General features: G+C 74.9%; 30 protein-coding genes. 15 read left to right on the top strand and 15 right to left on the bottom strand.

All coding sequences use genetic code 11. The features are described from left to right. Nucleotides 1-261 precede the first annotated feature (261 nt). From IR158_RS11045 to IR158_RS10990, 12 genes are all read left to right on the top strand, one after another. Nucleotides 262-843, top strand: coding sequence for an alternate-type signal peptide domain-containing protein (locus tag IR158_RS11045; protein ID WP_291812917.1), 582 nt, complete (start codon nucleotides 262-264; stop codon nucleotides 841-843). Nucleotides 844-954: 111 nt separating this feature from the next. Continuing rightward, nucleotides 955-1746 carry a hypothetical protein gene (locus IR158_RS11040; RefSeq protein ID WP_291812915.1) on the top strand — a complete coding sequence of 264 codons (792 nt, stop codon included), beginning with the start codon at nucleotides 955-957 and terminating at the stop codon, nucleotides 1744-1746. After that, entirely contained in the window at nucleotides 1743-2327 is a 585-nt protein-coding gene (locus IR158_RS11035) for a signal peptidase I (protein ID WP_291812913.1), read from the top strand. Before IR158_RS11040 ends, IR158_RS11035 begins: the two co-directional genes overlap by 4 nt. Continuing rightward, nucleotides 2311-2952, top strand: a complete 642-nt coding sequence (locus IR158_RS11030; RefSeq protein WP_291812911.1) for a hypothetical protein — start codon at nucleotides 2311-2313, stop codon at nucleotides 2950-2952. Before IR158_RS11035 ends, IR158_RS11030 begins: the two co-directional genes overlap by 17 nt. A gap of 61 nt (nucleotides 2953-3013) precedes the next feature. Continuing rightward, entirely contained in the window at nucleotides 3014-4222 is a 1209-nt protein-coding gene (locus IR158_RS11025; protein WP_291812909.1) for an ATP-binding protein, read from the top strand. Continuing rightward, a complete protein-coding gene (locus tag IR158_RS11020; protein WP_291812906.1) occupies nucleotides 4219-4884 on the top strand; it encodes a response regulator transcription factor in 666 nt (221 codons plus the stop codon). The genes IR158_RS11025 and IR158_RS11020 overlap by 4 nt, the downstream gene beginning before the upstream one ends. Before the next feature lie 109 nt (nucleotides 4885-4993). Next, nucleotides 4994-5788 carry a hypothetical protein gene (locus tag IR158_RS11015; protein ID WP_291812905.1) on the top strand — a complete coding sequence of 265 codons (795 nt, stop codon included), beginning with the start codon at nucleotides 4994-4996 and terminating at the stop codon, nucleotides 5786-5788. 66 nt (nucleotides 5789-5854) lie between these two features. Then, the gene (locus tag IR158_RS11010) at nucleotides 5855-6526 is read left to right on the top strand and encodes a hypothetical protein (RefSeq protein WP_291812903.1); all 672 of its coding nucleotides are present in this window, start codon (nucleotides 5855-5857) and stop codon (nucleotides 6524-6526) included. Between the two features lie 159 nt (nucleotides 6527-6685). Further along, a complete protein-coding gene (locus IR158_RS11005; protein WP_291812901.1) occupies nucleotides 6686-7021 on the top strand; it encodes a YnfA family protein in 336 nt (111 codons plus the stop codon). Between the two features lie 156 nt (nucleotides 7022-7177). Then, the gene (locus tag IR158_RS11000; protein ID WP_291812899.1) at nucleotides 7178-8314 is read left to right on the top strand and encodes a 6-phosphofructokinase; all 1137 of its coding nucleotides are present in this window, start codon (nucleotides 7178-7180) and stop codon (nucleotides 8312-8314) included. A 100-nt stretch (nucleotides 8315-8414) separates the two neighbouring features. Further along, nucleotides 8415-9254 (top strand): class II glutamine amidotransferase, encoded by an 840-nt coding sequence (locus IR158_RS10995; RefSeq protein ID WP_291812897.1) that lies wholly within the window; start codon nucleotides 8415-8417, stop codon nucleotides 9252-9254. Between the two features lie 73 nt (nucleotides 9255-9327). Continuing rightward, a complete protein-coding gene (locus IR158_RS10990) occupies nucleotides 9328-10569 on the top strand; it encodes an alpha-amylase family protein (RefSeq protein WP_291812896.1) in 1242 nt (413 codons plus the stop codon). Here the strand turns inward: IR158_RS10990 and IR158_RS10985 are convergent. Genes IR158_RS10985 through IR158_RS10975 form a run of 3 tightly spaced genes read right to left on the bottom strand, consistent with a single transcriptional unit; the run spans nucleotide 10559 to nucleotide 11891 of the window. Next, nucleotides 10559-11122 carry a class I SAM-dependent methyltransferase gene (locus IR158_RS10985; protein ID WP_291812894.1) on the bottom strand — a complete coding sequence of 188 codons (564 nt, stop codon included), beginning with the start codon at nucleotides 11120-11122 and terminating at the stop codon, nucleotides 10559-10561. The two genes, IR158_RS10990 and IR158_RS10985, sit on opposite strands and share 11 nt — an antisense overlap. Before the next feature lie 41 nt (nucleotides 11123-11163). Then, nucleotides 11164-11397: a helix-turn-helix transcriptional regulator gene (locus IR158_RS10980; protein ID WP_291812892.1), complete on the bottom strand. Its 234-nt coding sequence runs from the start codon at nucleotides 11395-11397 to the stop codon at nucleotides 11164-11166. Further along, entirely contained in the window at nucleotides 11397-11891 is a 495-nt protein-coding gene (locus IR158_RS10975) for a DUF2975 domain-containing protein (protein WP_291812890.1), read from the bottom strand. Before IR158_RS10975 ends, IR158_RS10980 begins: the two co-directional genes overlap by 1 nt. 234 nt (nucleotides 11892-12125) lie before the next feature. On the opposite strand from IR158_RS10975, the gene IR158_RS10970 reads away from it, so the two are divergent. Together IR158_RS10970 and IR158_RS10965 are read left to right on the top strand one after the other, a co-directional pair. Continuing rightward, a complete protein-coding gene (locus IR158_RS10970; RefSeq protein ID WP_291812889.1) occupies nucleotides 12126-13454 on the top strand; it encodes a pitrilysin family protein in 1329 nt (442 codons plus the stop codon). Beyond that, the gene (locus tag IR158_RS10965; RefSeq protein ID WP_291812888.1) at nucleotides 13451-14794 is read left to right on the top strand and encodes an insulinase family protein; all 1344 of its coding nucleotides are present in this window, start codon (nucleotides 13451-13453) and stop codon (nucleotides 14792-14794) included. Before IR158_RS10970 ends, IR158_RS10965 begins: the two co-directional genes overlap by 4 nt. 66 nt (nucleotides 14795-14860) lie before the next feature. Here IR158_RS10965 and IR158_RS10960 read toward each other — a convergent pair whose 3' ends face one another. From IR158_RS10960 to IR158_RS10950, 3 genes are all read right to left on the bottom strand, one after another. Continuing rightward, nucleotides 14861-15130, bottom strand: coding sequence for a hypothetical protein (locus tag IR158_RS10960; protein WP_291812886.1), 270 nt, complete (start codon nucleotides 15128-15130; stop codon nucleotides 14861-14863). A gap of 65 nt (nucleotides 15131-15195) precedes the next feature. Continuing rightward, nucleotides 15196-15543, bottom strand: a complete 348-nt coding sequence (locus IR158_RS10955; RefSeq protein ID WP_291812884.1) for a transcriptional regulator — start codon at nucleotides 15541-15543, stop codon at nucleotides 15196-15198. Then, a complete protein-coding gene (locus IR158_RS10950) occupies nucleotides 15540-16157 on the bottom strand; it encodes a hypothetical protein (protein WP_291812883.1) in 618 nt (205 codons plus the stop codon). The genes IR158_RS10955 and IR158_RS10950 overlap by 4 nt, the downstream gene beginning before the upstream one ends. A 205-nt stretch (nucleotides 16158-16362) precedes the next feature. Here IR158_RS10950 and IR158_RS10945 point away from each other — a divergent pair, with 205 nt between their 5' ends. After that, nucleotides 16363-17436 carry a methyltransferase gene (locus IR158_RS10945; protein ID WP_291812882.1) on the top strand — a complete coding sequence of 358 codons (1074 nt, stop codon included), beginning with the start codon at nucleotides 16363-16365 and terminating at the stop codon, nucleotides 17434-17436. Between the two features lie 42 nt (nucleotides 17437-17478). Here the strand turns inward: IR158_RS10945 and IR158_RS10940 are convergent, their stop codons facing one another. From IR158_RS10940 to IR158_RS10900, 9 genes are all read right to left on the bottom strand, one after another. Further along, a complete protein-coding gene (locus IR158_RS10940) occupies nucleotides 17479-19101 on the bottom strand; it encodes an alpha/beta fold hydrolase (protein ID WP_291812880.1) in 1623 nt (540 codons plus the stop codon). Continuing rightward, entirely contained in the window at nucleotides 19098-20378 is a 1281-nt protein-coding gene (locus IR158_RS10935; protein ID WP_291812877.1) for an NAD(P)/FAD-dependent oxidoreductase, read from the bottom strand. The genes IR158_RS10940 and IR158_RS10935 overlap by 4 nt, the downstream gene beginning before the upstream one ends. Next, entirely contained in the window at nucleotides 20375-20863 is a 489-nt protein-coding gene (locus tag IR158_RS10930) for a thiol-disulfide oxidoreductase DCC family protein (RefSeq protein ID WP_291812875.1), read from the bottom strand. The genes IR158_RS10935 and IR158_RS10930 overlap by 4 nt, the downstream gene beginning before the upstream one ends. 10 nt (nucleotides 20864-20873) lie before the next feature. Next, complete coding sequence (locus tag IR158_RS10925) at nucleotides 20874-21572, bottom strand: response regulator transcription factor (RefSeq protein ID WP_291812873.1); 699 nt, start codon at nucleotides 21570-21572, stop codon at nucleotides 20874-20876. Next, entirely contained in the window at nucleotides 21569-22120 is a 552-nt protein-coding gene (locus tag IR158_RS10920) for a hypothetical protein (RefSeq protein ID WP_291812871.1), read from the bottom strand. The genes IR158_RS10925 and IR158_RS10920 overlap by 4 nt, the downstream gene beginning before the upstream one ends. Beyond that, nucleotides 22117-23154 (bottom strand): alpha/beta hydrolase, encoded by a 1038-nt coding sequence (locus tag IR158_RS10915; RefSeq protein WP_291812869.1) that lies wholly within the window; start codon nucleotides 23152-23154, stop codon nucleotides 22117-22119. Before IR158_RS10915 ends, IR158_RS10920 begins: the two co-directional genes overlap by 4 nt. Beyond that, the gene (locus tag IR158_RS10910; protein ID WP_291812867.1) at nucleotides 23151-24968 is read right to left on the bottom strand and encodes an ABC transporter ATP-binding protein; all 1818 of its coding nucleotides are present in this window, start codon (nucleotides 24966-24968) and stop codon (nucleotides 23151-23153) included. Before IR158_RS10910 ends, IR158_RS10915 begins: the two co-directional genes overlap by 4 nt. A 2-nt stretch (nucleotides 24969-24970) precedes the next feature. Next, nucleotides 24971-25789 (bottom strand): hypothetical protein, encoded by an 819-nt coding sequence (locus IR158_RS10905; RefSeq protein ID WP_291812865.1) that lies wholly within the window; start codon nucleotides 25787-25789, stop codon nucleotides 24971-24973. 293 nt (nucleotides 25790-26082) lie between these two features. Then, the gene (locus IR158_RS10900; protein WP_291812863.1) at nucleotides 26083-26355 is read right to left on the bottom strand and encodes a hypothetical protein; all 273 of its coding nucleotides are present in this window, start codon (nucleotides 26353-26355) and stop codon (nucleotides 26083-26085) included. Nucleotides 26356-26378 lie beyond the last annotated feature (23 nt).

The raw sequence follows: 26378 nt of genomic DNA, 5'->3' as shown, positions 1-26378 counted from the left end.
TCGCGCTGCGCGAGGCTATAAGTAGATACTTATACGGTAGCCCCGCTCGGCCCGGCTCGTCCAGCCCCCGGCGTCGCCCTGCCGCACCCGCCGCAGACCCCGTGGCACGAGCGCTCGGGTTTTCCCTACCGCGCCCGCCCTCGCGCCCACCCGGCGTCGCACCCTCGATGAGTGACGCCCTCACCAGGGCGCGGCGGGCGGGACCGTCTCCCGCCGACCCGGGCGGGGACGGTCCCGCCGGTAGAGGAGAGAAGGAATCCCATGAACAAGAGGACCAAGGGCCTCGTCGCCGGTGGCGCCGGTGCGGTGATCCTGCTCGGAACGGCGGGGACCTTCGCGCTGTGGAGCGACACCGCGACCGCGCCGGGCGCGGTCGTGACGGGTGGTGAGCTCGAGCTCGCCGGCGACAGCGCCGTCACGTGGACGGCGAACGACATCAGCAGCGGCTCGCCCGTGGTGATCTCGCCCGACGACGGCGAGATCCAGCTCGTGGCGGGCGTCGAGCTCGTCGGCGAGACGACGATCACCCCGGAGCTCGCCGGTGACTACCTGAAGGCCCAGCTCGTCACGCAGACCGGCGCGCCGGTCCCGGACTGGCTGGACGTGGAGTGGAAGGTCGGCGACACGGTCCTGGGCACCTCGCCCGAGGACGACGCCACCTTCTCGGTCGAGCTCACGCCCGCGGACCTCGGCGCCGGGGCCACCCCCGACACCCTGTCCGTGAGCATCCGCCTGGCAGATCACCTGCAGGACAGCAGCGACGGCGTCGACCTCACCGACGAGTCGTGGAGCCCCGGTGACTTCACCGTGACGCTCCAGCAGCTCCCGCCGTCGCAGAGCTGACGACGCGCGACAGGGCTGACCCCCTGCGCCGCACCCTCGCCTCCGGACCGCTCCACCAGAGCGGTCCGGAGGCGGGACCACATGACCGGCCCCGACCTCCCAGGAGGCGACATGTCCCGCACGCCCAGGATGACGACCGGAGCGGTCGCCGCACTGGCCGCCGTCCTGGGCGTCGGCATGGTGACCGCCCCGGTCGGCGCGACCACCGCCCTGTGGCAGGACCAGGTCCGGCTGCCCGGCGTGACCGTCGTCGCCGCACCGACGCCCGACGAGCCGCCGATCGACATCGAGCCCGAGAAGCCGCTCGACCCCATCGAGCTGCCGCCGGGCTACGAGCACGCGCTGGGGTTCTACTACGACATCAGGCTCGACCTGAGCCGGTACGAGCTGCCGATCATCCTCAGGCTCGAGCACGGGTGGTCGGCCGTGAGCGGGAGCGCCACGCAGTTCCAGGGCCACCAGACCGAGTACTGGGTCGTCCAGGAGGACGGGTCCCGCACGCACCACCTGTTCCAGGACCAGACCTTCTCGGCCCTGGACCCGGCGCGGACCGAGCACCTGTTCTACCGCGAGGGCGGGAGCCGGCCGGACGGCTACGCGGAGACGGCGCTGCCCGCGGGGGCCACCTCGATCACCGTCCGCCTCAAGGCCCACGCCGTGCACTACGACTACGCCCCCACGGCGAGCTTCCGACTGTCCGGTGGCAGCGGCGTCGCCTCCTTCTACCCGGCGTCGACCACCGCGGAGCCCCTCGTCCAGGTGCCGTACACGCTGCCGGACCTCTACTGGGACGCCGCGGCGCCCGACGGGGCCCGGGCGACGGTGGCGGAGCAACCGGCCCCCGACCCCACCACCGACGGCGTCGCCACCACGCGCGACGAGGACCTCGAGGCGAGCCCATGACCACGGACCAGGTGCCGGCGGCCGTCCCCACCGCCGGCACCGTCCCGGTCGACGCCCCGCGCCGCGCGCGGGGCGTCGGCTCGGCCCTCCTCACCGCGGCCATGGTCGTGCTCCTCCTGGTCGCGGCCGTCGTCACGGTGGTCCCCCGCCTGATCGGCGCGGTCCCGCTGACGGTGCTCTCCGGCTCGATGGAGCCGACCATCTCCGCCGGCGACCTCGTGGTCGTGCGACCCACCGACCCGGCCGACCTGCGCATCGGGGACGTCGTGACGGTGCAGCCGGAGTCGGACGACCCGACCCTGGTCACCCACCGCGTCGTCGGCATCACGCGCGGCGCCGACGGGCTCGCCGGCTTCGTCACCCAGGGCGACGCCAACGAGCACGCCGACGCGCCGGTCGTGCCCGAGCAGGTGATGGGCCGGGTCGTGTACACCGTGCCGCTCGTCGGCCACGTCACGCACGGGGCGTGGGGCCCGTACGTCGCCGCCGCCGTGGGCGTCGGGCTCGTCGTGTACGGCGTCGTCATGGTCGCCACGCCGCGCCGCGACCGCGAGGAGGCACGCGATGCCGCCCGCCCGTAGACGGGCGTGGCACGTCGCGCGGACGACCGGGACGGCCGCCGCCCTCGTGGCCGCTGCCGTGCTGATGGTCACGGGGCTCACGAGCGGCGGCGCCACGGCGGCGTTGCCGGACCTCGACGGGCGCCCCGTCGTCGTGGAGGCGACGCCCGACACCGAGGGTGCCGACCTGCGCGCCACCGGTGGCCGCTTCGTCGCGCCCGCGCACGGCGTCGACGTCCCGCTCGTCGAGATGACGGTCACCGGCGGCACGCTCAACCCGCCCACGTTCACCGACGCGTTCGTGCTGCGCGACCCGGACCGCGTGACGCCGCAGGGCACCCGGCCGCTGGTCGTGGCCCTGCACGCCGTGCGCTCCGGGCGGGCGCCCGGCAACGCGTTCTTCGAGCCGGGCTCGGCCGACCCGGCCGTGCTCGTGCAGCCCGGCGCCGAGCTCGTGGTCGACGGCGTGAGGTACGTCGTCGAGCGCGCCGAGGTGCTCGGCAAGGCCCAGGCCGCACGGTCGCAGGACATCTGGGGAGCCCTGCCCGACGGCGGCGACCGGCTCGTGGTGATCACGTGCCTGCAGCGCAGCGACGCGACCGGGCACGCCGCCGAGAACCTGGTGCTGCACGCCGTCCGGGCGTAGGGGCACCGCGACGCCGGGGGGCACGCCGCGCCGCCGCCCGGCCCCGGTGTCACGATGAGGCGTGAGCGACCACACGCCGCAGGTCGATCGGGGCAGGGGCGCGGACGAGCACGATCTGCTCGTCCGCCTCGTCGTGCTGGGCATCACGATGCTCGCCGTGGGCTCGGCCGTGGACGTCCTGCCCTGGACGATCGACGACATCGTGTCGATCGGACGCGGCGAGGCGGTGCGGCCCGACGAGACGACCACGCTGCGGCTCCTGGCCCTGGCCTTCGGCGGCATGACGGTCGCCGGGGCGGTCGCCGGGGCCGTCCTGCAGCGGCTGCCGGTGCTGCGCTGGCCGGTGTGGCGGCGCGCCGTGCTGGCCGTGGCGCTCGGCGCGATGATCGGCGTGGCCCGCATCGGCGCCGTGGCCCTCGGGCTGCCCGACGGCCTGCCACCGGTGTTCGGGGTGGTCGAGACCGTGGTGGGGTCGAGCCAGGCGGCCGTCGTGATCGGTGCCGCGATGTACGTCGTCGGCACCCGACGTCGGATCCGCGCCGAGGAGCGTCTACGCATCCGCGAGGCGCTGCGCGCCGAGCGTGCCCGCCGGCAGCTCGAGCAGGAGGAGCTGCGGGTCCGCCGGGAGATATCGCGCCGGCTGCACGGCGGCCTGCAGCAGCGCATGGTCCTGGTCAACCGCGAGATCGAGGAGATCCGCGACGACCTCTCCCGCGCCGGCGAGGCGGACCTCGCCCGGTCCCTGACCGAGCTGTCCGCGACCCTGGACGACATCCGGGAGTCCGAGGTGCGCGCCGTCGCGCACCAGCTCTACCCCCTGGCGGCCGACGTCGACCTGCCGTCGGCGCTCCTGCTCGCCGCCGACCGCCTGCCGCCGTCCGTCCGCATGCACGTCGCGTACGAGCCCGGTGCCGAGCCGCTGTACGTCGGGCAGGGGCTGGCGGCGGCGGACCGCATGCTGCTGTACCTGATCGTCGAGGAGGGCGCGGCCAACGCCGTGCGGCACGGGGACGCCCGCAACATCTGGGTCACCCTGGGCGCGGACCGCGGGGCGAGTCCGCACGAGCCCGGTGCCGCCCGGGTCCGCGTCGACGACGACGGGTCCGGCCTGCCCGACGACCCGCCCCGCCTCTCGGGACTGGCGGCGCTGCGAGCCCGGGTGCTGGCGCGTGACGGCGACCTCACGCTCCTGCCCGGGCCCGACGGGGGGGCGAGGCTGACGGCACGGCTGCCCCTGAGGGTCGGGTCGGACGACGGGCGCACGCCGTGAGCACGGGGGGCCGCCCGCTGCGCGTGGCCGTCGTGGAGGACGAGGCGATGCTGCGCGGCCTCCTCGAGGCGCTGCTGGCGCGGCACCCGGGCATCGACGTCGTGGCCACCGCCGCCGGGCACGCCGAGGCGCTGAGCGAGGTGGGCCCGGGCGAGGTGGACGTCGCGGTCCTCGACATCGACCTGGGAGACGGCAACGGGATCGCCCTGGGCAGGTCGCTGCAGCAACGGGACCCGCGGCTGCGGATCCTGCTCATCTCCAACTACAACATGCTCGCGCTGGTCCGCTCGGTGAGCGCGGAGGCACCGACGCCGTGGAGCTACCTGTCGAAGCGCTCGTCCGCCCAGCCGGGTGAGCTGGTCCGGGCGCTCGCGGCTGTCGCGCGCGGGCAGGTCGTGATCGACCCCGCGCTGGTCGACCGGTCCGTCGCGATGGCGGACACGCCGCTGGCCCGGCTGTCCGCCGCGCAGTTCCGGGTGCTGCAGCTCGTCGCGCAAGGGCAGAGCAACGACGCCGTCGCCAACGCGCTCGACATCTCACCCAAGGCCGTCGAGGCGCACCTGAGCCACATCTACCGGCTGCTCGACCTGCCGCCCGGTGCCAACAACCGCGTCGCCGCGGTGCTGGCCTTCCTGCAGCAGACCGTGCGCCCGGAGCCCTGACCCGGCGCTCGGGTTTTCCCTAGCGCCGGTCCGGTGGGCCGCCCTGGACGCGCCACCGTGGTGGGACACGTCCGCGGGCCCGCCCGCACGACCACCAGGAGGCGCGAGCATGAGCAGGCGACCGGTGGTGGTCGTGGCGGCCGCGACGGCGCTGGCGCTCGCCGTGCCGGTGGCGGCCACGGCGGCCGGCACCACCCCGACGGTGGTGCCGACGACCGTGCCGACGGCGATCCTGACGCCTGCACCGACGCCGGCGCCGACGGTGGACGCGACGGCCACGTCGACGCCGGAGCCGCCGGCGGACGTGACGCCCGGGCCGGACACGGACACGTCAGGCAGCGCGCCGGCCATCCCGCAACCGGAGCCGATGGTGGGCGTGACGATCGGTGCGCAGGAGCGGGTGGCGAGCTCCGGGTCGTTGTTCGGCACCCGGACGATCGCCCCGGGGTTCGACGAGACCCGCGACGTCGTCGTGCGCAACGACGGGTCCGTGCCGGGCGAGCTCGTCCTGTCGGTCGTCCAGGCCCGGATGCACCAGGAGCCCCGGGACGCCTTCTTCGACGACCTCACGGTCAACGGCGTCCCCGCCTCCCGGCTCGCGGCGCAGGACACGGCCATCCACACCGAGCTGCTCGCACCGGGTGAGACCGCCGTCGTCCCCGTCCGGCTGGCGTTCCCCGCGGACAGCACGAGCGGGAACTCGGCCGAGGTCGGCGAGGAGACGTTCAGCTTCTGGCTGCGTGCCGACCTCACCGACGCCTCGGGGCGCGTCGACGTCACCGGGCCGGTCGCCCAGACCGGTGGTCTGGCCCGCACGGCCGGCCCCTGGCTGGTGCTCGCCGCGGGGGCGCTGGCCCTCGCGTGGGCGCTGGCCGACCGGCGTCGGGGCGAGCCGGCGGGCTGACACGGCGGCAGGCCTCACCCACGTCCACCCCTCGACCGGCCGGGCCGCACCCGGCACGCTGGGTGGGTGCTCCTGCCGCCGAAGGTCGCCGCGGGTGTCGCCGACGGCTCGGTGACGCTCGCGTTCCGCCGCTGGCAGCGCCCCGACGTGCGCCCCGGCAGCCGGTTCCGCACGCCTGCGGGCGTCGTCGAGGTCACGGCCGTCGACGTCGTCGACCCCGCCGTGCTCACCGACGCCGACGCGCACGCCGCCGGGCTCCCGGACGCCGCGGCACTGCTGCGCCTGCTCGATCCGGAGGCGGTCGCGAAGCGCCGCCGCACCGCGCGGTACGGCCGCACGCCGGTCACCGACGCGGCTGCAGCGGCCACGACGGCAGCCGACACGAGCGGCTGGCCGGTGTACCGCGTCGAGCTCGCGTGGGCCGGGCCGGACCCCCGCGAGGCGCTGCGCGACGACGACGCCCTGACCGACGCCGACGTCGCCGCGATCGACGCGCGCCTCGACCGCCTCGACCGCGCCTCCGGCCACGGCCCGTGGACGGCGGCGACGCTCGACGTCATCGCCCGGCGCCCGCACGTGCGTGCCCCGGACCTGGCCGCCGAGCTGGGCCGCGAGCGCGACCCCTTCAAGCTCGACGTCCGCAAGCTCAAGGCCCTGGGCCTGACGCAGAGCTTCGAGGTCGGCTACGCGCTGAGCCCCCGCGGCGAGGCGTACGTGACGCGCACCCACCGCCCCTGAACCCCCGGTCCCCCAGCCGCCCGGCAACCGGAAGTGGTCACATCTGCGGCACGACAGCGCTCCCGTCGGGGCAGATCTGACCACTTTCGAGCCGCCGGGCGGCCACGCGCCGGCGGGAGGATGTGGTCGCTGGACCTTCACCCGACGAGAGGACCCCCGATGACCGCCCTGCGCTCGATCCTGCTGTTCGTCGCGGCCGCCGGGCTGGAGATCGGTGGGGCGTGGCTCGTGTGGCAGGGGCTGCGCGAGCACCGCGGCTGGGTGTGGGTCGGTGCGGGCGTCATCGCGCTGGGCCTGTACGGCGCGGTGGCGACGCTGCAGCCGGACGCGAACTTCGGACGGATCCTCGCCGCGTACGGCGGGGTGTTCGTCGCCGGGTCGCTGGCGTGGGGCATGGTCGTCGACGGTTTCCGGCCGGACCGGTGGGACGTCACCGGTGCGCTCGTGTGCCTCGTCGGCGTCGCGATCATCATGTACGCGCCGCGGGCCGCCTGAGCCGCCCACCCTGAGCGTCGCCCGGCCCGTTCCAGGCTCTCGACCTGCAGCGTCGCCCGCACCCGGGACGCTCGCCACGTTGTGTCACGCCCCTGCGCCCTGGACACTGGCGCCCACACGGTCGGCTCCCGCCGGTCACGGGCACCCGGAGGCGGCATGACACGGACCAGGGCCAAGCGGGTCGGGATCCTCACGGCGGGCGGCGACAGCCCCGGCCTGAACGCCGCCATCCGCGGCTTCGGCAAGACGGCGATCGCGCACCACGGCATGGAGCTGTTCGGGTTCCGCGACGGCGTCACCGGCCTGGTCGAGAACCGCTACGTCGAGCTCGACGGCAAGGCCCTGTCGGGGATCCTGACGATCGGCGGGACGATCCTGGGCACGAGCCGCGACAAGGTGCACCGCTACTCGGTCGACGGCGGCGAGCCGCAGGACATGGTGCCGGTCGTGGCGGAGAACTACCGCGAGCTGGGCCTGGACGCGCTGGTCATGCTGGGCGGCGGCGGGACGGCCAAGAACGCGATGCGCCTGGTCGACGCGGGGCTCAACGTCATCCACCTGCCCAAGACGATCGACAACGACATCGCCGAGACGGACACGACGTTCGGGTTCGCGACCGCCACGGAGATCGCGACCGAGGCCGTTGACCGGGTGCACTCCACGGCGCACAGCCACCACCGGATCATCCTCACGGAGATCATGGGCCACCGGGCGGGCTGGCTGACGCTCGCGGCGGGCATCGCCGGCGGCGCCGACATCATCCTGCTGCCGGAGATCCCGTACACGATCGACGCGGTGGCCGACACGATCCGGCGGCGCACGTCCCGCGGCTCGTCGTTCTCCGTCGTGGCCGTCGCGGAGGGCGCCCGCGACGTCGAGGACACGGCGGACTACGAGGCCGCGCAGCTGCTCGTGAAGTCGTCCAAGACCCCCGAGGCGCGGCGCGCGGCCAAGAAGCACCTCGCCAACGTCGAGGACTCCCAGCGTGAGCACACGTTCAAGCTGGCGCGCGAGCTCGAGGCCGCCACCGGCCTGGAGACGCGCGTGACGATCCTCGGGTACGTGCAGCGCGGCGGGACGCCGTGCGCGGCGGACCGGCTGCTCGCGACACGCCTGGGTGCGGCCGCCGCCAACCTGGTCGACCGTGGCGAGTTCGGCGTGATGGTCGCCGCGCGCGGCGACGAGGCCGTACCGGTGCCGCTGAGCGACGTCGCGGGCAAGGTCAAGCTCGTCCCGCCGGACCACGCGTGGATCCAGGCGGCGCGGCAGGTCGGCACGGGCCTGGGCGACTGACAAGGGCACCGACGCGCACGCCCTCGCCTGGCGCACCCCGACCGTCCGGCGCAAGGTGGGCGTGGGCCCGCGACACGGGTCCGGACGACGGGGGGACGACATGTGCCGGTGGCTGGCGTACTCCGGGGCGCCGGTGACGCTCGACGACCTGCTCTACCGGCCGACCAACTCGCTGGTCCTGCAGAGCCTGCACAGCCACCTCGGTGCGGAGCCGACCAACGCGGACGGCTTCGGCGTCGGCTGGTACGACGGCCACGTGCCGGAGCCCGGGGTCTTCCGCAGCATGGAGCCCGCGTGGAGCGACCGGAACCTGCGGGAGCTGGCGCGGCACGTGCGGTCCGACCTGGTGCTCGCGCACGTCCGCGCGGCGGGCGGCAGCGCGGTGCAGCAGACCAACTGCCACCCGTTCCGGCACGAGCGGTGGCTGTTCATGCACAACGGCACCGTCGACGGGTTCCCGGCGCTCAAGCGGGACCTGCAGCTCGCGGTGGACCCGTCGCTGTTCCCGCAGATCGAGGGCACGACCGACTCGGAGACGGTGTTCCACCTGGCGCTGACGTTCGGGCTCGCCGACGACCCGCCCGCCGCGATGGCCGCCGCCGTGGGCATGGTCGAGCAGGCCGGGCGTCGCCACGGTGTGGAGTTCCCGTTCCAGGGCACGCTGGCCACGACCGACGGGAACCGGATCTGGGCGGTCCGCTACTCCTCCGAGGGGCGCTCGCGCACGCTGTTCCGCAACGCCGACGTGTCCGCGCTGAAGGCGCACTACCCGGAGAACCTCGCGGTGCAGCACCTGGCGGACGACACCCGCCTCGTCGTCTCCGAGCCGCTCGAGAACCTGCGCGGCGCCTGGCTCGAGGTGCCGGAGGCGTCGTGCCTGGTCGTCCAGGGGATGGACGAGGAGCTGCGGCCGTTCGTGCCGCGGGCACCGACCGCCTGACCGTGCACCGGCGGGCGGGGCGGCGACGCGCCGGTAGCCTCGGAGGTCGGCCGTCGACCCGTCAGGAGGTGCCGTGAGCTGGTCCGAGCACGCGATCTGGTGGCACGTGTACCCGCTCGGGGCAGTCGGCGCACCGATCCGCACGCCGGACGACTCCCCCGAGCCCCACCGCCTGCGCAAGCTGCTCCCGTGGCTCGACCACGTGCAGCTGCTGGGCACCAACGGCCTGCTGCTCGGCCCGGTGTTCGCGTCGTCGTCGCACGGGTACGACACCACGGACCACTTCCGGGTCGACCCGCGCCTCGGGGACGACGACGACCTCGCCGCCCTCTGCGCCGCCGCGCACGAGCGCGGGCTGCGCGTCCTGCTCGACGGCGTGTTCAACCACGTCGGAGCCGAGCACCCGCTGGTCACCCAGGTGCTGGCCGAGGGGCCCGACGGCCCGCGGGCAGGCTGGCTGCGCGTCGACTGGGAGCACCCGGACGGGCCGCGCACGGCCGACTTCGAGGGCCACCGCGCGCTCGTCGCCCTGAACCACGACAGCCCCGAGGTCGCCGCGTACGTCGCCGACGTGATGAGCCACTGGCTCGACCGCGGCGCGGACGGCTGGCGCCTGGACGCCGCGTACGCGCTGCCGGCGGAGTTCTGGGCGCACGTGCTGCCGGCGGTGCGCGAGCGGCACCCCGACGCCTGGGTGGTCGGCGAGGTGATCCACGGCGACTACGCGCAGGTCGTGGCCGCCTCCGGCATGGACTCGGTCACGCAGTACGAGCTGTGGAAGGCCATGTGGAGCAGCCTGGTCGACCGCAACTTCTGGGAGCTGGACCACGCGCTGCGCCGGCACGACGACCTGCTCGCGACCTTCGTCCCGCAGACCTTCGTCGGCAACCACGACGTCACACGCATCGCGACGCAGGTGGGGCCGCGGGCCGCCGTGCTCGCGCTGGTCGTGCTCATGACGGTGGCCGGCGTCCCGTCGGTCTACTACGGCGACGAGCTCGGCTGGACCGCGCTCAAGGAGGAGCGCGAGGGCGGCGACGACGCCGTGCGGCCGGCCCTGCCCGCCTCCCCGGACGACCTCGGGGACGACGAGCGGCACGTCCTGCACGTCCACCAGGCGCTGATCGCGCTGCGCCGCCGGCACCCCTGGCTGCACACCGCCCGGACCACCACGGGCGAGCTGACGAACACCCGCTACCGGTACACGTCGACGTCCGCGGACGGCGCCCACCGCCTGCACGTCGAGCTGGACGTGACGGATGCGCCGCGGGCCGTCGTCCGCGACAGCCACGGGCAGGTGCTCTTCACGGCGTGACGCGCCGCAGCCGCACCCCCCGGTACAGCACCGACGGCAGCACGATCCCCCGCACGAGGACCCGCTCGCAGGTCCAGCCCGGCGCACCCGCGACGGCCGCGCGCACGCCGTCGAAGGGCGCCACGCCCACGTCGTAGAGGTAGGCCGTGCCCGTGGGGCGCAGCACGCGCAGCACCTCCCGGACGGCGACGCCCAGCGGGGACCAGTGGTGGAAGCTCATGGTCGAGGTCACGGCGTCGAACGACGCGTCCGGGTAGGGCAGGGCCGCGGCGTCCCCGGCGACGACGTACGTGCGGTCCGCCAGGCCGGCGCGCGCGAGCAGTGCGCGGGCGTGCTCGACCATCTGCGGCGTGACGTCCACGCCGTCGACGCGCAGGTCGGGCCGCCGGCGAGCGAGCGTCCGCACGAGCATGCCCGGCCCGCAGCCGACGTCGAGGACGCGGCCGCCGGGCGGTGCCGCCGACGACGCGTGCGCCGCCGCCCGCCGCTGCAGGACGGTGAAGAAGGTGCCGGTGCTGCGCTGGTACGCGCCCGGCATCGTGTAGTCGACCATGAGTGCCCCCTCCGGTACCCGCAGAGGGTACCGACGCGGGGCTACGCGGGGTCGGTCGGGTCCGTCTCCCCGTCCGGCTCCCACCGCAGCAGGTCCCCCGGCTGGCAGTCGAGCACCTCGCACAGCGCGGCGAGCGTCGTGAAGCGCACGGCCTTGGCGCGGCCGTTCTTCAGCACCGCGAGGTTGGCGGGCGTGATGCCGACCCGCTCGGCGAGCGTGCCCACGGACATCTTGCGGCGCGCGAGCATGACGTCGACGTCCACGACGATGGGCATCAGATCACCTCGTCGAGCTCGTCGCGCAGGCGCCGGGCCTCGCGGTCGCGGTCGACGGCCTGCGCGAGCAGCATGCGCAGCAGCAGGACGACCAGCGCGATGCCGCCCAGGACCAGCGCCGCGCCGCAGATCAGCAGCACGATCCCGGGCGCGACGGCCTCCCCCGGCGCCAGCACGACGGCCAGCAGGAACACCAGGACCGCGGCGGCGACGATCGCGCCGATGATGACGTCGACCCAGCGGAACGCGGCGGGCGTGAAGACCTCCTCGCGCCGGACCATCGTCAGCAGGCGCCACACGCACACGGCGCAGACCTGCAGCGTGACCAGCCCGAGCACGAAGATCGCGACGAACGGCACCCGGACGCCCGGCGGGGCGTCCGCCTCGACGAGGTCGATCCACAGCAACGGCGCCATGAAGAACTGGACGAACAGGGACCCGGCGAGCGCGAGCACGATGACGACGCGCAACGCGAGGACAGTGAGGTTGCGCATGGGGACTCCTCGATCGAATGACGTGGAGAATCTATCGTTGAACGATCGATTCTTCAAGCGGTTCGATCGATACGTGGTGGCGTCCGCGGTGCGCGCCCCCCGCCGCCTCCACCGATCGGTGGAGGCCCGGCACCGGGGACGACGACAGCATGGACCGACCGCAGCCGGCCACACCGCAGTCACCGATCACAGCCACCGACCGCAGCCACCCACACCGCAGCAGGAAGGGGAGGCGTGACCGTCCAGATGCTTGCCGCTCCCGTGGCACCCCCTGTCGTCGTGTCGCGCCTGTCCAACGGGCTGCGCACCGTCGTCGTCCCGGACCCGACCGTGCACGTCGCGTGCGTCGCCGTCGTCTACGACGTCGGCATGCGGGCGGAGGCGCCCGGGCAGGCGGGGCTGGCCCACCTCGTCGAGCACTTGATGTTCGAGGGATCGGACCACGTGCCACCCGGGGGCCACGGACGCCTCGTGCAGGGGGTCGGCGGATCCTTCAACGGACTCACGGGGGCCGACCGCACGTGCTTCCACCAGCTCGTCCCGCCCGCCGTGGTCGACCGGGTGCTGGCGCTCGAGGCCGACCGCCTCGCGACCCTGGACGTGACCACGGACGGGATCGCCAAGCAGCGCGCTGTCGTCCACCAGGAGGTGCGGGGCCGGCTCGACCACCGGCCGTACGGCGGGTTCCCCCGGGTACCGCTCAGCGCGCTGCTCTTCGACGAGCACGCGTACGCGCACGACGGCTACGGTGACGTCGCCGCCCTGCGGGCCGTCCTGCCCGAGCACGTGGCCGACTTCCGGCGCCGCCACTACCGGCCCGACCGTGCCGTGGTCGCCGTCGTCGGCGACGTCGACCCGGACGAGGTCCTGCGGTCGGTCGAGCGGTGGTTCGGTGCGCTCCCCGGCCCCGCCGAGCCACCTCCCGAGCGGCCGGTGCCGGCACCGCTGCGCGCGGACCGGACCTCGCGTGCCGTCGACGGGGCCGCGCCGCTCCCCGCGGTCGCGTGGGGCTGGCGCGTGCCCGACCCGGCCGACCTGGCGGCGTACCTGCCGTACGTCGTCCTGGCCGACGTCCTGGGGGACGTCGGCCAGCGGCTGTCCGTGCACACCCGGCAGACCGGGCGACCGCTGGCCGCCTCCGTGGGCGCCGGCGTCGACCTCGCGGGCGAGCCGTTCGACGTCCGTGACCCGAACGGCTTCGTCGTCACCGCGATGCTCCTGCCCGGGGTGGACGAGGCCGAGCTGCTCGCCCGGTTCGACACCGCCCTCGAGGAGGTCGCGGCCCACGGCGTGACGGAGGCCGAGCTGGAGCGGCTGCACGCCTCGGCGCTGGAGCGCACGTGGTCCCGCGTCGCGTGCCCGACGCAGCGGGCGCTCGCCGTCGCCACGGCCCTGCAGCACCGGGGGACGCCCGAGCTGCCGTGGCTGCTGCCGGGACTCCTCCAGGCCGTCGGCTCCTCGCAGGTCAGCGACGCGGCCGCCACCCTGCTGCCGTCCCCGCGGGCACTGCACGTGGTCAGCCCCGGTGTCCCGGCCGGCCCTGCGACGGGTACCCGGGCATGAGCGTCGACCTGTCGCTGGTCGACTCCGCACTCGTCCCCTCGCCCGCCGGCCTGCGCGTCCCCCCGACGGCGTCGGCGCGCACACCCGCCGGCACGGACGTCGTCGTCGTCGCCCTGCCGGTCGTGCCGCTGGTGGAGCTCCGGGTCCGCGTCCCGCTCGGCCAGGCGCCGCCCGCGCAGGCCGCACTGCTCGCCCACAGCCTGCTGCACCCGCGTCGCACCGTCGCCGGCGAGCAGCTCGACGTCATCATCCGCCGCCTCGGCGGGACCCTGCACGCCTCTGTCGACGCGGACGCCCTCCACATCCGCGGCACCTGCCTGGCGGGAAGCGCGGCACACGCTCTCCGGCTCGTCCTGCGGGCACTGTCGACGCTCACGGAGGACGACGTCCGCGCACAGGTCCCGGAGGCGGCGCAGATGTCGGCCATGGCGCACGCCGGCCCGTCGTTGGCGGCGCTCGAGACGCTCAACCTGGGCGCCTACGGCACCGCCCACCCGTACGGCAGGCCGAGCGCGGCACCGCAGGACGTGCTCGCCGTCGATCCGCAGGACGTCCTGGAGCTCGCGTACCGGCGCGTCGGACCGGACGGCGCCACGGTCGTCCTGGCCGGCGACCTCGACGTCGACAGGGCGCTCGACGACACGGCGGAGGCCCTCGCGACGTGGGCGCCGGCCGGACCGCCGCTGCGGCCGGTCCCCGTGCCGCACGACCTGTCGGGGCCCGTCCTGCTGAACGAGCGGCCCGGCCAGGTGCACACCTGCCTGCGCGCGGTCCTGACGGTCGTGGGCCGGACGGACCCGTCGTACGCGGCGCTCAAGGTGGCCAACCTCGTGCTGGGCGGCTACTTCTCGTCACGGCTCGTGCACGACCTGCGGGAGCGTCGGGGCGCGTCCTACGGGGCGCAGACCGCCTTCGTGCACGCGGGTGCCGGCTCGCTGCTGCTGGCGTCGGTGGACGTCGCGGCGACCACGTCCGCGGACGGGCTCGTCGCGCTGGGGACGGCCCTCGACGACGTCGTCGACCGCCCCGTGACGCCCGACGAGCTCGTCCACGCGCGCGGCCACGCCGTGGGAGCGCAGATCCTCACGCTGGCACGGCAGTCGTCGGTGGCCGACTGGGCGGTCGAGCTGGCCCAGGACGGCCACGACCTGCACTGGGTGGCCGAGCACGTCGCGCAGCTCGCCGACGTGGGGCTCGCCGACGTGCACGCCGCCGCGGCCGCGCACCTGGGCTCCGCACGTGCGGCCCTCGCGGTCACCGCGGACGACCGCCGTCGCGACGCGCTGCAGGCCGCCGCCACGGCCCTGGGCCGCGAGCTGCGCACCGTCGGCGCGCACTGACCCGACCGTGCGCTGACACGCACGGCGCCCCGGGCGGGAGCACCCGGGGCGCCGTGCTGCACGGACTCAGCCCGCGAGGTACTCCTGGCGTGCACTGACCAGCTCACCGACGCTCATCTCGCCGAACCCGACGGACGCGGGCGCCGCGCTGGCCTCGGTGTACCCGAACACCATGTCCATCACGGCGTACCCGGCGAGCACCCCCTGGAAGCCCGCCCACGCCAGCGCCGGCGTGGCCAGCGTCGGTGTCGCGCTGCGCGGGAGCTCCAGCGGGCGGAGGGTCTCGGCCTCCACACCGGGGACGGTGCGGGCGGCTGCGGCTTCGATCCTGTTCATTTCCGACTCCTCTGTGACGGCGGAACCTGCACCGTCGACGCTAGGGAGGGGCCCGAGGCCGGGCATCAACCGTTGTGTGGAGATCGGGTCCGCAGGGCCGCCCCCACGCGCGTCATCGTCGCCCAGTAGTCGTCGACGACGTACGACCCGAGCTCGGTCAGCTCCACCCAGGTCGTCGGGCGCCGCCCGACGTACCCCTTGGTGACCGCGACGAGACCGGCCGCCTCGAGCGTCGCCAGGTGCCCGGACAGGTTGCCCTTTGACAGGCCGGTGACGCGCCGCAGGTAGGTGAAGTCCGCCGACGCGCACTCCCGCAGCGCGCTGACCACCGCGAGGCGTGCGGGCTCGTGGACGACCTTGTCGAGCCGCGCCAGCTCCGCGTACCCGTCGTCGGTCGTCCCGCCCGACGTCACTGCGACTCCTGGGGAACACCTGCCAGCACGCGCCGCAGCACCAGGTGGCACCAGATCGCGACGACGACCTGCGCCAGGGCCGCCGCCGTCAGGAGGACCGCCATGTGCGAGAAGGGATGGTTCCCGGTGTCGGTCCACCGCCCCAGCGGCAGCACCGAGAGCAGGAGGCCGAGCGCGCCGACCGTCACGATCGGCGGGGCGGCCGGCCCGGAGCGCCGGCCGAACAGGATCGCGACCACCGACATGAGGACGCCCTCCGGGCTCGTCTCCGTCTGCAGGTCGAGCAGCCGCACGAGGAGCACGCCCGCCAGGGCGCAGAAGGTCGCTGCCGCGTACCGGCCCCCGACCCGCGGTGAGCTGCGGACGATGCCGTAGGTGGTCTGGTAGCGGCGCGCCGCCCGTGCTGCGGCGACGGTCGCGGCGATCCCGAGCGCGACGACCAGGAGCTGCCCGCCCGCGCCGGACAGCAGCGGCACGGGCGTCGACGCCGCGTACATGAGCACCGCCACGACCAGCATGCCGGGCGCCACCACCAGTCCCTGCAGCATCTCGAAGTTGGCACTCACGAACCTCACCTCGGCGATACGCCCGTAGGTGGTGTCGTTCTTCGGCATGGTGCCCCCCTCGCTGGTCTGCGTCAGCAACCAGCCTGCGCCACGGACCGGACCGCGCAACAGACCGGACGGGGGCGCCGTCCGGGGTAGCCGAACGGCCAGGGTCGAGGCGACCGACCGTGCCTTCCGCCGTCCCCCGCACCGGGAAGATGCTGGAGGCTCGCGACCGCCCGCCAGGCGCCGGTCGACCGTCGAAGGAGCGCCCATGCCTGCGTCGACCACCACCGCGCTGCGGCCGCCACCCCCGGTGACCCCCGAGGTCCAGCAGCGCGCCTCGGAGCTCATCAGCTACATGAGCACGCTGCCGCAGTACGCGATCCGGGCTGTTGCGACCCTGCACGTCGCCGACCTCGTCGCCGCGGGTGTGACGGACAGCGACGAGCTGGCCGAGCGTTGCGACGTGCGGCCCGAGGCGCTGCGCCGGGTCCTGCACTACCTCGCGGTGCGAGGGTTCTTCGTCGAGGTGGCGCCGACGCGCTTCACGCTCTCCCCGCTCGGCGAGCTGCTGCGCGACGACCACCCCCTGGGGCTGCGCCCGCACTTCGACCTCGAGGGCGTCACGCACCGCATGGAGCAGGCGTACGCCCACCTCATGACGTCGCTGCGCACCGGCGGGCCGGCCTACCGCGTCGCCCACGGCACGGACCTGTACGACGACGTCGAGGACGACCCCGCGCGGACCGCGGCGTTCACCGACCAGATGTCGTCGCGCGCGGAGCCCTCGGCACGAGCCCTGGCCGACCTACCGCTGTGGTCCGAGGTCCGCGAGGTCGTCGACGTCGGCGGCGGGGACGGCGCGCACCTCACGCACCTGCTCACCCGGCACGGCCACCTGCGGGGCACGCTCGTGGACCTGCCCGGGACCGCGGCGCGCGCCGCGGCGCGGTTCGCGGCCGCCGGGCTCGGCGCCCGCGCCCTGACGGCCCCCGGCAGCTTCTTCGCCGAGCTGCCCGGCGGGCGCGACGTCTACCTGCTCGCAAGTATCCTGCTGGACTGGCCGGACGAGGACGCCGGCCGCGTGCTGCGCCGCTGCGCCGACGCGTGCACGCCCGGGAGCCGCGTGCTCGCGCTCGACTGGCTCCGCGTCCCCGGTGCCAACCCCGTCGTCACCAGCCACGTCGACGTGCACGAGATGGTCCTCGTCGGCGGCCGGGTGCGCACCGCCGAGGAGGTCGGGGCGCTCGCCGCGCAGGCCGGGCTGCGGCTCGTGTCGAGCGAGCCCTGCGGCCAGGGCACCACCCTCGCCGTGCTGGCGCCCGCGTCCGACGGCGCAGCCTGAGGACGCGGCGCGTGCGCCCCCCGTGGGCGCACCCGCCGCGTCCTACCGCCTCACGCGACCGTGGGCCCACGGGTCGGGACCGTCGGGCACCGGTGCCACGAGGGCGCGCGCGGACGGTGCGGCCGGTGCGGCCGGCCAGGGCTCCGGCGCCGGACCCGCCGGGCACGTCACGTCGGCGGACCGCCCGGTCTCCGCAGGGAGCGCGTCGTGGAGCAGGTAGTCGACCACGACCGCGTCGACGCACGCGTCCTGCCGCACGAGAGACACGCTGTGCTCACGCCCGCCGTCGGACACGACCATCCGCGACCGCGGGAACGCCCGGTGCATCGCCTCGCCGCCCGACAGCCGCATGCCGGCGTCCCCCGTGGCGTGCACCACCAGCGCCGGGACGGCGGTGCCGACCTTCGCGGGACGCCCGGGCACCGGCCACGTGACGCACGGCGCCACGTACCAGACGTTGTTCCAGCCGATGAAGGGCGCGTCCCGGTGCACCTGCTGCGCGTCGGTACGCCACCGGCCCCAGCTGCGCGGCCACCGCGCGTCCGCGCACTGCGACGCCGTGTACGCGGCGTACGAGTTGTCGTGGGGGTGCGAGCCGAACTGCTCGTGGACGAACCGCAGCAGCGCCACGTCGCCGCGGTCCGCGTCGCTGAGCGCCTGCCCCAGGAAGGGCCAGAACGCGGTCTCCCAGGCGAGGTTGAGGAACGTGCTCTCCAGCTCCCACGGGCCGATCACGCCGTCGACCGGCTCCGCGACCGTCCGCGCGCGCAACCGGTCGTAGGCCGTGGCGACCTCCTGCGCGGTCGTGCCCATGCCGTACACCCCGTGGTGCTCGGCCATCCAGGCGAAGAGCTCCTGCGCCCGCGCGTCGAAGTCGCGGCTCTGGTCGAGGTAGTGCTGGTAGAGGTCGCCGTCGGGACGCAGGCTCGAGTCGAGGACCAGGTGCGCCGACGACGACGGGTGGCGGGTGGCGTGCACCGCCGCGACGTAGGCGCCGTAGCCGTACCCGACGACCGACAGCCTCACCTCCCCCAGCGCGCGCCGCACCGCCTCCAGGTCCTCCACCGCGTCGGCCGTGCCGAGGCTCGGCAGCCGCGCCCCGTGCGCCCGCACGCAGTCGAGCGTGTACCCGGCGGCGTCGAGCAGCAGCGCCGCCTCGGCCCGCGGGTCGGCGGGCACGGGGTCGGGACGGACGGGCGTGAGGTGGTCGTCGTCGCACCCGAGGGTGGGCGTCGAGCCGCCGACTCCCCGCGGGTCGATCCCCACGACGTCGTAGCGCGCGAGCAGCTCGGCGGGCGCACGCAACGCGAACATCCCCGCGGCCGAGCGGCCCGGGATGCCCGGCCCGCCCGCGTGCACCACGAGGACACCGGCACGCTCCTGCGGGTCCCCCTGAGCACGGTGCCGGGCCACGGCGAGCCGCTCGCTGCCCGCCCGCGGCCACGCGCGGTCGCGCGGGACCTCCACGACGGCGCACTCCAACGCCAGTGCGGCGAGCTCCGGCTCGTCGCACGGCGCCCAGACGGTCACGGGCACCGCCGCGCCCCCCGGCGTGCGCACGGGCACGGGGGCGGCCGACGCCGGCGGCGCCACCAGCAGCGCCACGGCGACGGCGACCAGCACCACCGCGCCGGCACGCGCTCGTCGCCGCACGGTGCCGCTCACGACTCGCCCACGAGCGTCGCCTGGGCGTCGGGCGTCGGGATCGCGAACAGCGACGAGAGGGCCAGCGTCCCCGAGATCACCGCGACGAACGCCTGGCGCGCCTCTGGGTACCGCTGGTGGAAGTCCGCCATCGCGCGCGCCTGCGCGAAGTAGTCCTCGCGGTCGCGCGTCGGGTCGTAGAAGAACCGCACGTAGGCGAGGAAGCTGGCGATCATGCCCGCGTAGCCCGCGTCGTACGCCTCGAGCGCCGCCGCCTGCAGGTCCGGCCGCCGCAGCGCGGTGTCCACCGTGGCGGCCGCCGCGTCCGCACCGAGGACCGCGAGGCACACCCCGCCGGAGAACAGCGGGTCGATGAACGCCCCCGCGTCGCCCACCGCGAGCCAGCCGGGTCCCGAGAACCGCTCCGAGCAGTACGACCAGTCGCGCGTCGTACGGAAGTCGGCGACCCGCCGCGCCCCGTCGAGCAGCAGACGCAGCTGCTTCGTCTCCTGGCACCGCGACTCGTACAGCTCCTGCAGGCCGAGGCCCGACGCGCGCAGGTCGGCAGTGCCGGTCACGTACCCGACGCTCAGGCGCGCGGACCCGTCGTCGACCGGGATCGCCCAGAACCAGCCGTCGTGGACGCGCTCGACGAGGATGTTGCCGAGCTGGCCCTCCGGCAGCGGCCGCGTGTCCTCGAAGTAGGTCCAGTACGCGATGTTGCGCAGGTCCTCCTGCCACTCGATCTCCGTGAGCCGGCGCGTGAGCACACGCCCCTGGCCCGACGCGTCCACCGTGAGCGGCGCCCGCACCTCCTGCGGCTCGCCGTCGACCTCGGCCCGGACGCCCGCCACCCGACCGTCCTCGAGCAGGGGGGCGACCACCGTGGCCCGCTCGACGACGCGGACCCCGAGGTCGCGCGCGTGGTCGAGCAGCAGCGCGTCGAACTCGTCCCTGCGCACGTGGAAGCTGTACGGGTAGGGGCCCTCGATCTCGGCGAAGTCGACGTTCCACAGGTCACGGTCCGCGCCCCACACGATGCTCAGGCCGTTCTTGCGGGGGAACCCCGAGGCCTCGATCCGCTCCAGGACGCCGAGCTCGGCCAGCACACCGAGCATCCCCGTGATGAGCGACTCCCCGATGTGGTATCGCGGGAACGTCTCGCGCTCGAGGAGCGTGACCCGGTGGCCCTGCCGGGCCAGCAGCCCGGCGGTCACCGACCCGGCAGGGCCGCCGCCCACGACCACGACGTCGCAGGACGTCGTCGTGCTCGCGGGGGTCGAAGGTGCGTTCGTCATGAGGTCCTCCTGGCAGGGGTCCGGACGGCGGGCGCCGCCATGGGGTCGGGCGGGCCCGCCGGGGTGATCCGGCAGGCCGCGGTGGCACCCGGCATGCGGTGCCGGTTCCGCGCGACGGCGCGGTAGAGGGGTGCGGCGAGCCAGCGCACCGGGGGCAGGCCGAGCACGAGTCCGACGACCACCCAGCACGCGCGCGTCGACCCCTGCGCCCGGCGCAGCACACCGGCCGCCGCGAGCGCACCGCCCCGGGTGCTGCCGTCAGGACGCACGAGCACCATCTCGTGATCGACCCGCGCCTGCGTCAGGCCGCAGGCGGCGAGGTCCACCCGGAACGACGGCACAGGCACGACCCGGGGCCGCACGTGCCGGACCGCCCGCTCGACGGTGCGTGTGCAGAACCCGCAGTCGGCGTCGTAGACGAGGAGTGCGTCGTCGCCCGGGCTGGGGGGACCGACGAGCGCGCGGGCCAGCGGTGGGGGTGTCATCGAGGGCTCCTCAGCGTCCGCTGACGGCGTCCTGGCCGTCGAGGTCCGTGTCGTCGAGCTGCACGTCGAGCAGCCCCGTCCGGTAGGCGCGCACGACGGCCTCGGTGCGGTTGCGCGCGCCCAGCTTGCGGAGGATCGACAGCACGTGGGTGCGCACGGTCGCGGGCGCGATGAACAGCGCGTCCGCCACCTGCGGGTTGGACCGGCCGAGCGCGAGGTGCCGCAGCACGTCGTGCTCCCGCTCCGTGAGCGGCACCACGGGCGGCGGCGCGGGGCGCCGTGCCGTCACGCGCACGACCTCCGGCAACAGGATCGGCGGCACGAACGGGTGCCCCTGCGCGACCGCGCGGACGGCGGTCACGACCTCCTCGGGCGGTGACGACGTGTGGAGGAACCCCCGGACCCCGACGCGGAACATCGCCATGACCTCCGCGATGGTCGCCGCGTCGGCCGTCGCCATGACCGCGGCACCGTCGCACGCCGTGTGCCGCGCCAGCCACGAGCCCGGCTCGAGCCGCGCCGGGAGCCCCACGACGTGGACGACGACGCCCCGGCCCCCGACGACGCACGCGCTGCCCAGCGGCCGCGTCAGCACCGGACCGATGCCGTCGGCGCGCGCCAGGAAGGTCGCGAACCGGGCCGCCCACAGGTCGTCGGGGCCGCGAGGCCGCAGGACCACGGCCGTCGCGGCCGGCTCCCCGGCGCTCACGGCAGCCGGTGCAGGTTGGAGAGGAACAGGAGCAGGGGCTCGCCCACGTCCTCGTGACCGGTCGACCGTGCGATGAGGAACTGCGTGCGCCGCGCCCCCGGCGGGTGCTCGCAGCCGTGCGTCGCGTAGTTGAGCAGCACCAGGTAGGTGATGGTGACCTGGAGGTCCTCCTTCTTCTCCAGGATCCCGCTGTCGAGCGTGCGGATGATCTCGCCGATCGCGTCCATGACGACCTTCTCCGCCCGGCGGTCCGGGTGCCAGAAGATCTGGACGAGACGCCGCTGCTCGGCCGGGAAGCACTCCCGCCAGGGCGTGAGCGTGCCGTCCTCCAGCTGGTCGCGGTACAGCAGGTGGGTGTCGTGGACGCCCGGGTTCGGGGCGAAGAACCGCCACTCGGGCAGCACGATCCCCACACCCTCGAGCTTGTCGAGCGCCGTCAGGCGTCGCGTCGGCTCCTGCTTGACCGCGCTCGCGATGAACCAGGCGGACAGCACGGCGACGACCGCACCGAACCGCAGGTCACGGGCGCCCGGCCACGACACGCTCACCGCACGGCCCCCGCACCCGCGGCAGCGGTCGCGCTGCTGCCGGCCTCGAGCGGCGCTCCCGCGCGGACGGCCGCCACGACGTCGAGCACGGCGTCCGCCACGCGCTGCGCGTGCTCGCGGTCCGTCAGGACGGTGAAGTGGTCGGCCCCCGCGACGAGCCGCAGGTCGGGGTGGTCGGACAGCTCCGCGAGCTCGCGCTGCATCGGCAGGTGGGCCGGGTCCTCCTCGTGCGTGCGTTCCGCGACGAGCACGCACAGCGGCAGGTCGCGCCGCAGCGTGCCCGCGCGCACCTCGTCGTTCACCGATCGCGTCCACGCCTCGAACTCGGCGATCGACGCCGTCCACATGCCGCGCGCGCGGGACGCGGCGACCGCCGAGGTGACCCGGTCCGGTGGCAGGCCGACGAGGTTGAGCCGCTCGGCGGTCGCGGTCCGCCGCAGCAGGCCGACGCTCGCCTTGAGCTCAGCGTCACGCAGGTGCTGCTCCACCGCGGTCAGTCCCAGCTGCTGGCGTGGCGAGCGGCTGAGCTGGTCGGGGTGCGACACGTCGACGAGGACCAGACCCGCGACCTCCTGCGGGTGCGTCGCCGCGAAGTGCCGCACCAGCAGGCCGCCGTACGAGTGCGCCACCAGGACGTACGGCGGAGCGTGACCCGCCGCGGCCAGCGCCGCCCGGAGCTCGTCGACCGAGCGCTGCGCGGTCCGGGGCCGCGGTCCGGGCTCCGAGCGCCCGATGCCCGCCCGGTCGTAGGCGACGGTCGGGACATGCGCGCCGACACGCTCCTGCACCCACGACCAGATCTCCAACGGGCACGACATGCCGTTCTCGAGCACGACGGTCGGGCCCGGCAGGCCGCGGCCCCGCGACTCCACGTGCAGCCGCACGCCGCCCGCGTCGACGACCTCACCCGTCGGCGGGTGCGCGCGGCGGTCACGACGCGCCGCTACCGCCTCGGCCGCGACGCCCGTCGCGACCAGTGCGGCCACCACCGACGACGCGAGCGCGATGCCCTTGTAGAACTGCGCCTCACTCATCCGGTCACCTCCACGACCTCACGGCCGGCCACGGGGTCGTCGCCGGCGTCGAGCAGCTGGTGCCGCACCAGGCGGCGGTACGTCTCGTGCGCGAGCAGCTCCCGGTGCGGGCCCGAGGCGACCACGCGACCCTCCTCGACGACGTGGATGACGTCGGCCTGCGTCACCGTCGAGAGCCGGTGCGCGACGACCAGCACGGCACGCTCGCGTGCGATCTCCTGCACGGCCCGGCGCAGCGCGTGCTCGCTGTCGCTGTCGAGGTGGGCCGTCGCCTCGTCCAGGACGAGCACGTCGGGGTCCAGGAGCAGCATCCGCGCCACCGCGATGCGCTGCCGCTGCCCGCCGGAGACGGCCGTGCCCCGCTCACCGACCTGCGTGTCCAGGCCGTCCGGGAGGGACTCGACCCAGCGCGTGAGGTCGGCGCGCTCGAGCGCCACGGCGAGCGCGTGGTCGTCGGCGTCGGGTGCGGCGAGCAGGACGTTCTCCCGGATGGAGGCGTCGAGCAGGCCCGCCTCCTGCTCGACGAGCGCGACGCGGCGCCGCAGTTCGGGCAGCGGGACGGCCCGGACGTCCCTCCCCTGCAGCGTCACGCTCCCGGGCGGCGGGTCCCACAGCCGCGCGAGCAGCACGAGCAGCGTCGACTTGCCGGCGCCGGACGCCCCGACGATCGCCGTGACGCCCCGCGCCGGCACGTCCAGGTCGAGGCCACGCAGGACCGGCCGGTCGCCGTAGCCGAACGTCAGCCCGCGCACGCGCAGCGCGGGCTCGGGGAGCCCGGGCTCGCTGAGCGCGGGCTCGCGGAGCGCGGGCGGGTCCGCCACAGCCGCCTCGCGGGACTCGTCGGGCAGGTCCAGCACGACCGCGACGCGCGCCGTCGCCGCCAGGCCCTGCTGCAGCTGCGCGATGGCGGAGAACAGGGCCACGAGGGGCGAGACGAGGTAGAAGAGCAGCAGCAGGAACGACGCCAGCTCGCCGACACCGAGGTGTCCGGCGGCGGCCCGCGAGGCTCCGAGCGTGAACACCAGCGCGAACGTGGCCTGCACGCCGCCGTTTGCGACCGGGGTCATGAGCGCCGCGAGGCGCACCGCGCGCACGCCGCTGTCGTGCGCGGCCTCGGCGTGCCGGGCCAGACGCGCGGCCTCGCGGTCCTCGGCACGGCTCAGCTTGACCGTCACGATGCCGCCGAGCGCGCGCTGGAGGGCCGCGCCGAGGTCACCGGCGTGGGACAGCATGTCGTGGGTCGCACCTCGGACACGAGACGACACCACCAGGCTCGCGACGGTCGTGAGCGCGATGCACGCCGCCAGGACAAGCGTCAGGACGACGTCGATGACGAGCATGAGGACGATCGCGCCGAGGACGGTCACGAGCGAGAGCACGACGACGGCCAGCGCCTGCGTCAGGGTCGTGCGCATCATCGAGGTGTCGGTGACGAGCCGGGTGAGCGTGTCACCGGTGCGCAGGTCCGCGTGGACGGACATCGGGGCGCGCAGGAGCGTACGGGCCAGCCGTCGCCGCAGGTCGAGCACCACGCGGCTGCCCGTCACGCCGAGGACGTACGCCTGCAGTCCGAGCAGCAGGGCCTCCGCGACGAAGACCGCGACGAAGCGTGCGATCGATCCCGGGGCGATGCCGCCGTCCTGCAGCTCGGAGACGAGTCCCCCGACGAGCACGGGCTGGCTCAGCGACGCGCCGGCGGCCAGGATGCCGAGCCCGATCGCGACGCCGAGCGCGAGCGCGCGCGGCCGCAGCAGCCGCGCGACGAGGCGCACGGGCCCGGGCACGGCCGCACCGGGCGCGGCAGGCGTGACCACGGTCAGCGTCCTCTCGCGCGTCGGACCGTCCCGGTGACGCCGCGGACCAGGTCACGCGGGTCGTCGAGCGACATCGACCGGGCGCACGCCACGACCGCGGGGTAGGTGCCCACGAACGCCCACACGAAGCGGTTGAGCCCCATGAACATCGCGTTGCCGACGTGGAAGGAGGCCCCCATCCCGAGCAGCGCCCATCCTGAGCGCCGGGGAGCGACGAGCACCAGCGGCAGCACGACCTCCCCCACGACGACCGCCCACCCTGCGACGGTCGACAGCAGGCGACGGTCCTTGAGCATGGCGTGCACGCGGCGGTCGCCGTAGACCTTGGTGCGGAAGATCCCGGGCATCGCGAGCCCCGTCCGCCAGGACGGCCCCGCGGCCTTGGCGAGCCCGGCCGCCAGGTACGACAGGCTCGTCTGCCCCGCGATGAACCAGGTGCACGCCTGCTGGACCCGCGCGTCACCCGGCATGACGCGCGCGACGAACAGCGCGGCGTAGGTCAGCAGGGTCATGTGGTCCGTGCCGTCGGTGCCGTACCGGATCCGGTAGTGCAGCGCGTACGTCGTGGCCGAGATGTACCCGACCGCGATGGTGCGTGCGCGTGCGGGCGATGCCGGGTTGAGAAGGACGAGCGCCGCGAGCAGCCGCAGCGCGAACACGACGTAGATGCCCGGCGGCTTGGCCAGGACGTCCAGGACGTCCGCGCGGCGCCGGGACGCGGCGCGCATGCGCGTGCGCTCCACGTCCCAGCTCAGCAGGCCCTTGTCACCGAGCTGCTGCGGACGTGCGAGGTACTCCATCGCCGTGAGCGCGATACCCACGGACGTGATCGTCTCGACGCTCGTGAGTGCTCGGCTGAAAGGCGCCGAGGAATTCTGACCCATTGTCGCTCCGCTCCTCGTGCCGGCCATAGCAGGATCTGCAGCCGCCCGTTCATCGTGCGACCACGGCAACCCACCCGCCACGGCCCCTTCGGAGGGATCGACGGCTAGGGGAACCTAGCCTTCTGGCCATGCCCGCCGGCCCCCCTGGGTGGCGCCGGCGGTGGGCGCGCGGACGCCACGAGCCGCACGGGGGGCGAGTCCCGTGCGGCTCGTGGCCGTCGTGCGTCCGGTCAGCCGCGCAGCATCTGCGTGCGGCCCTGGATCAGCTCGTCGGCGGTGAGCTCGCCGCCCTCCTGGGCGACCATGCCGACGAACGCGGCCTCGGCGCTGGTGCAGCCGTTCTTGTAGCAGTGGTAGGCGGCACCGGCCGCCATGCCCGCGGCCCAGGCGAGCGCGACCGGGGTGAGCACGGGCGCCGCCACGGCGACGGGCTCGAGCGGCGCGATCACACCGGCGCCGTCGGACGGGACGAGTCGCTGCGCGGCGTTCTCGATGGCATTCATCGCATGACCTCCAGGATTTTGTC

Source organism: Cellulomonas sp. (assembly GCF_015234515.1).
In the GTDB taxonomy this organism is placed as follows: domain Bacteria; phylum Actinomycetota; class Actinomycetes; order Actinomycetales; family Cellulomonadaceae; genus Cellulomonas.
The sequence above is the reverse complement of the archived record's forward strand: the minus strand, read 5'-3'. Positions and strand labels throughout refer to the sequence as shown.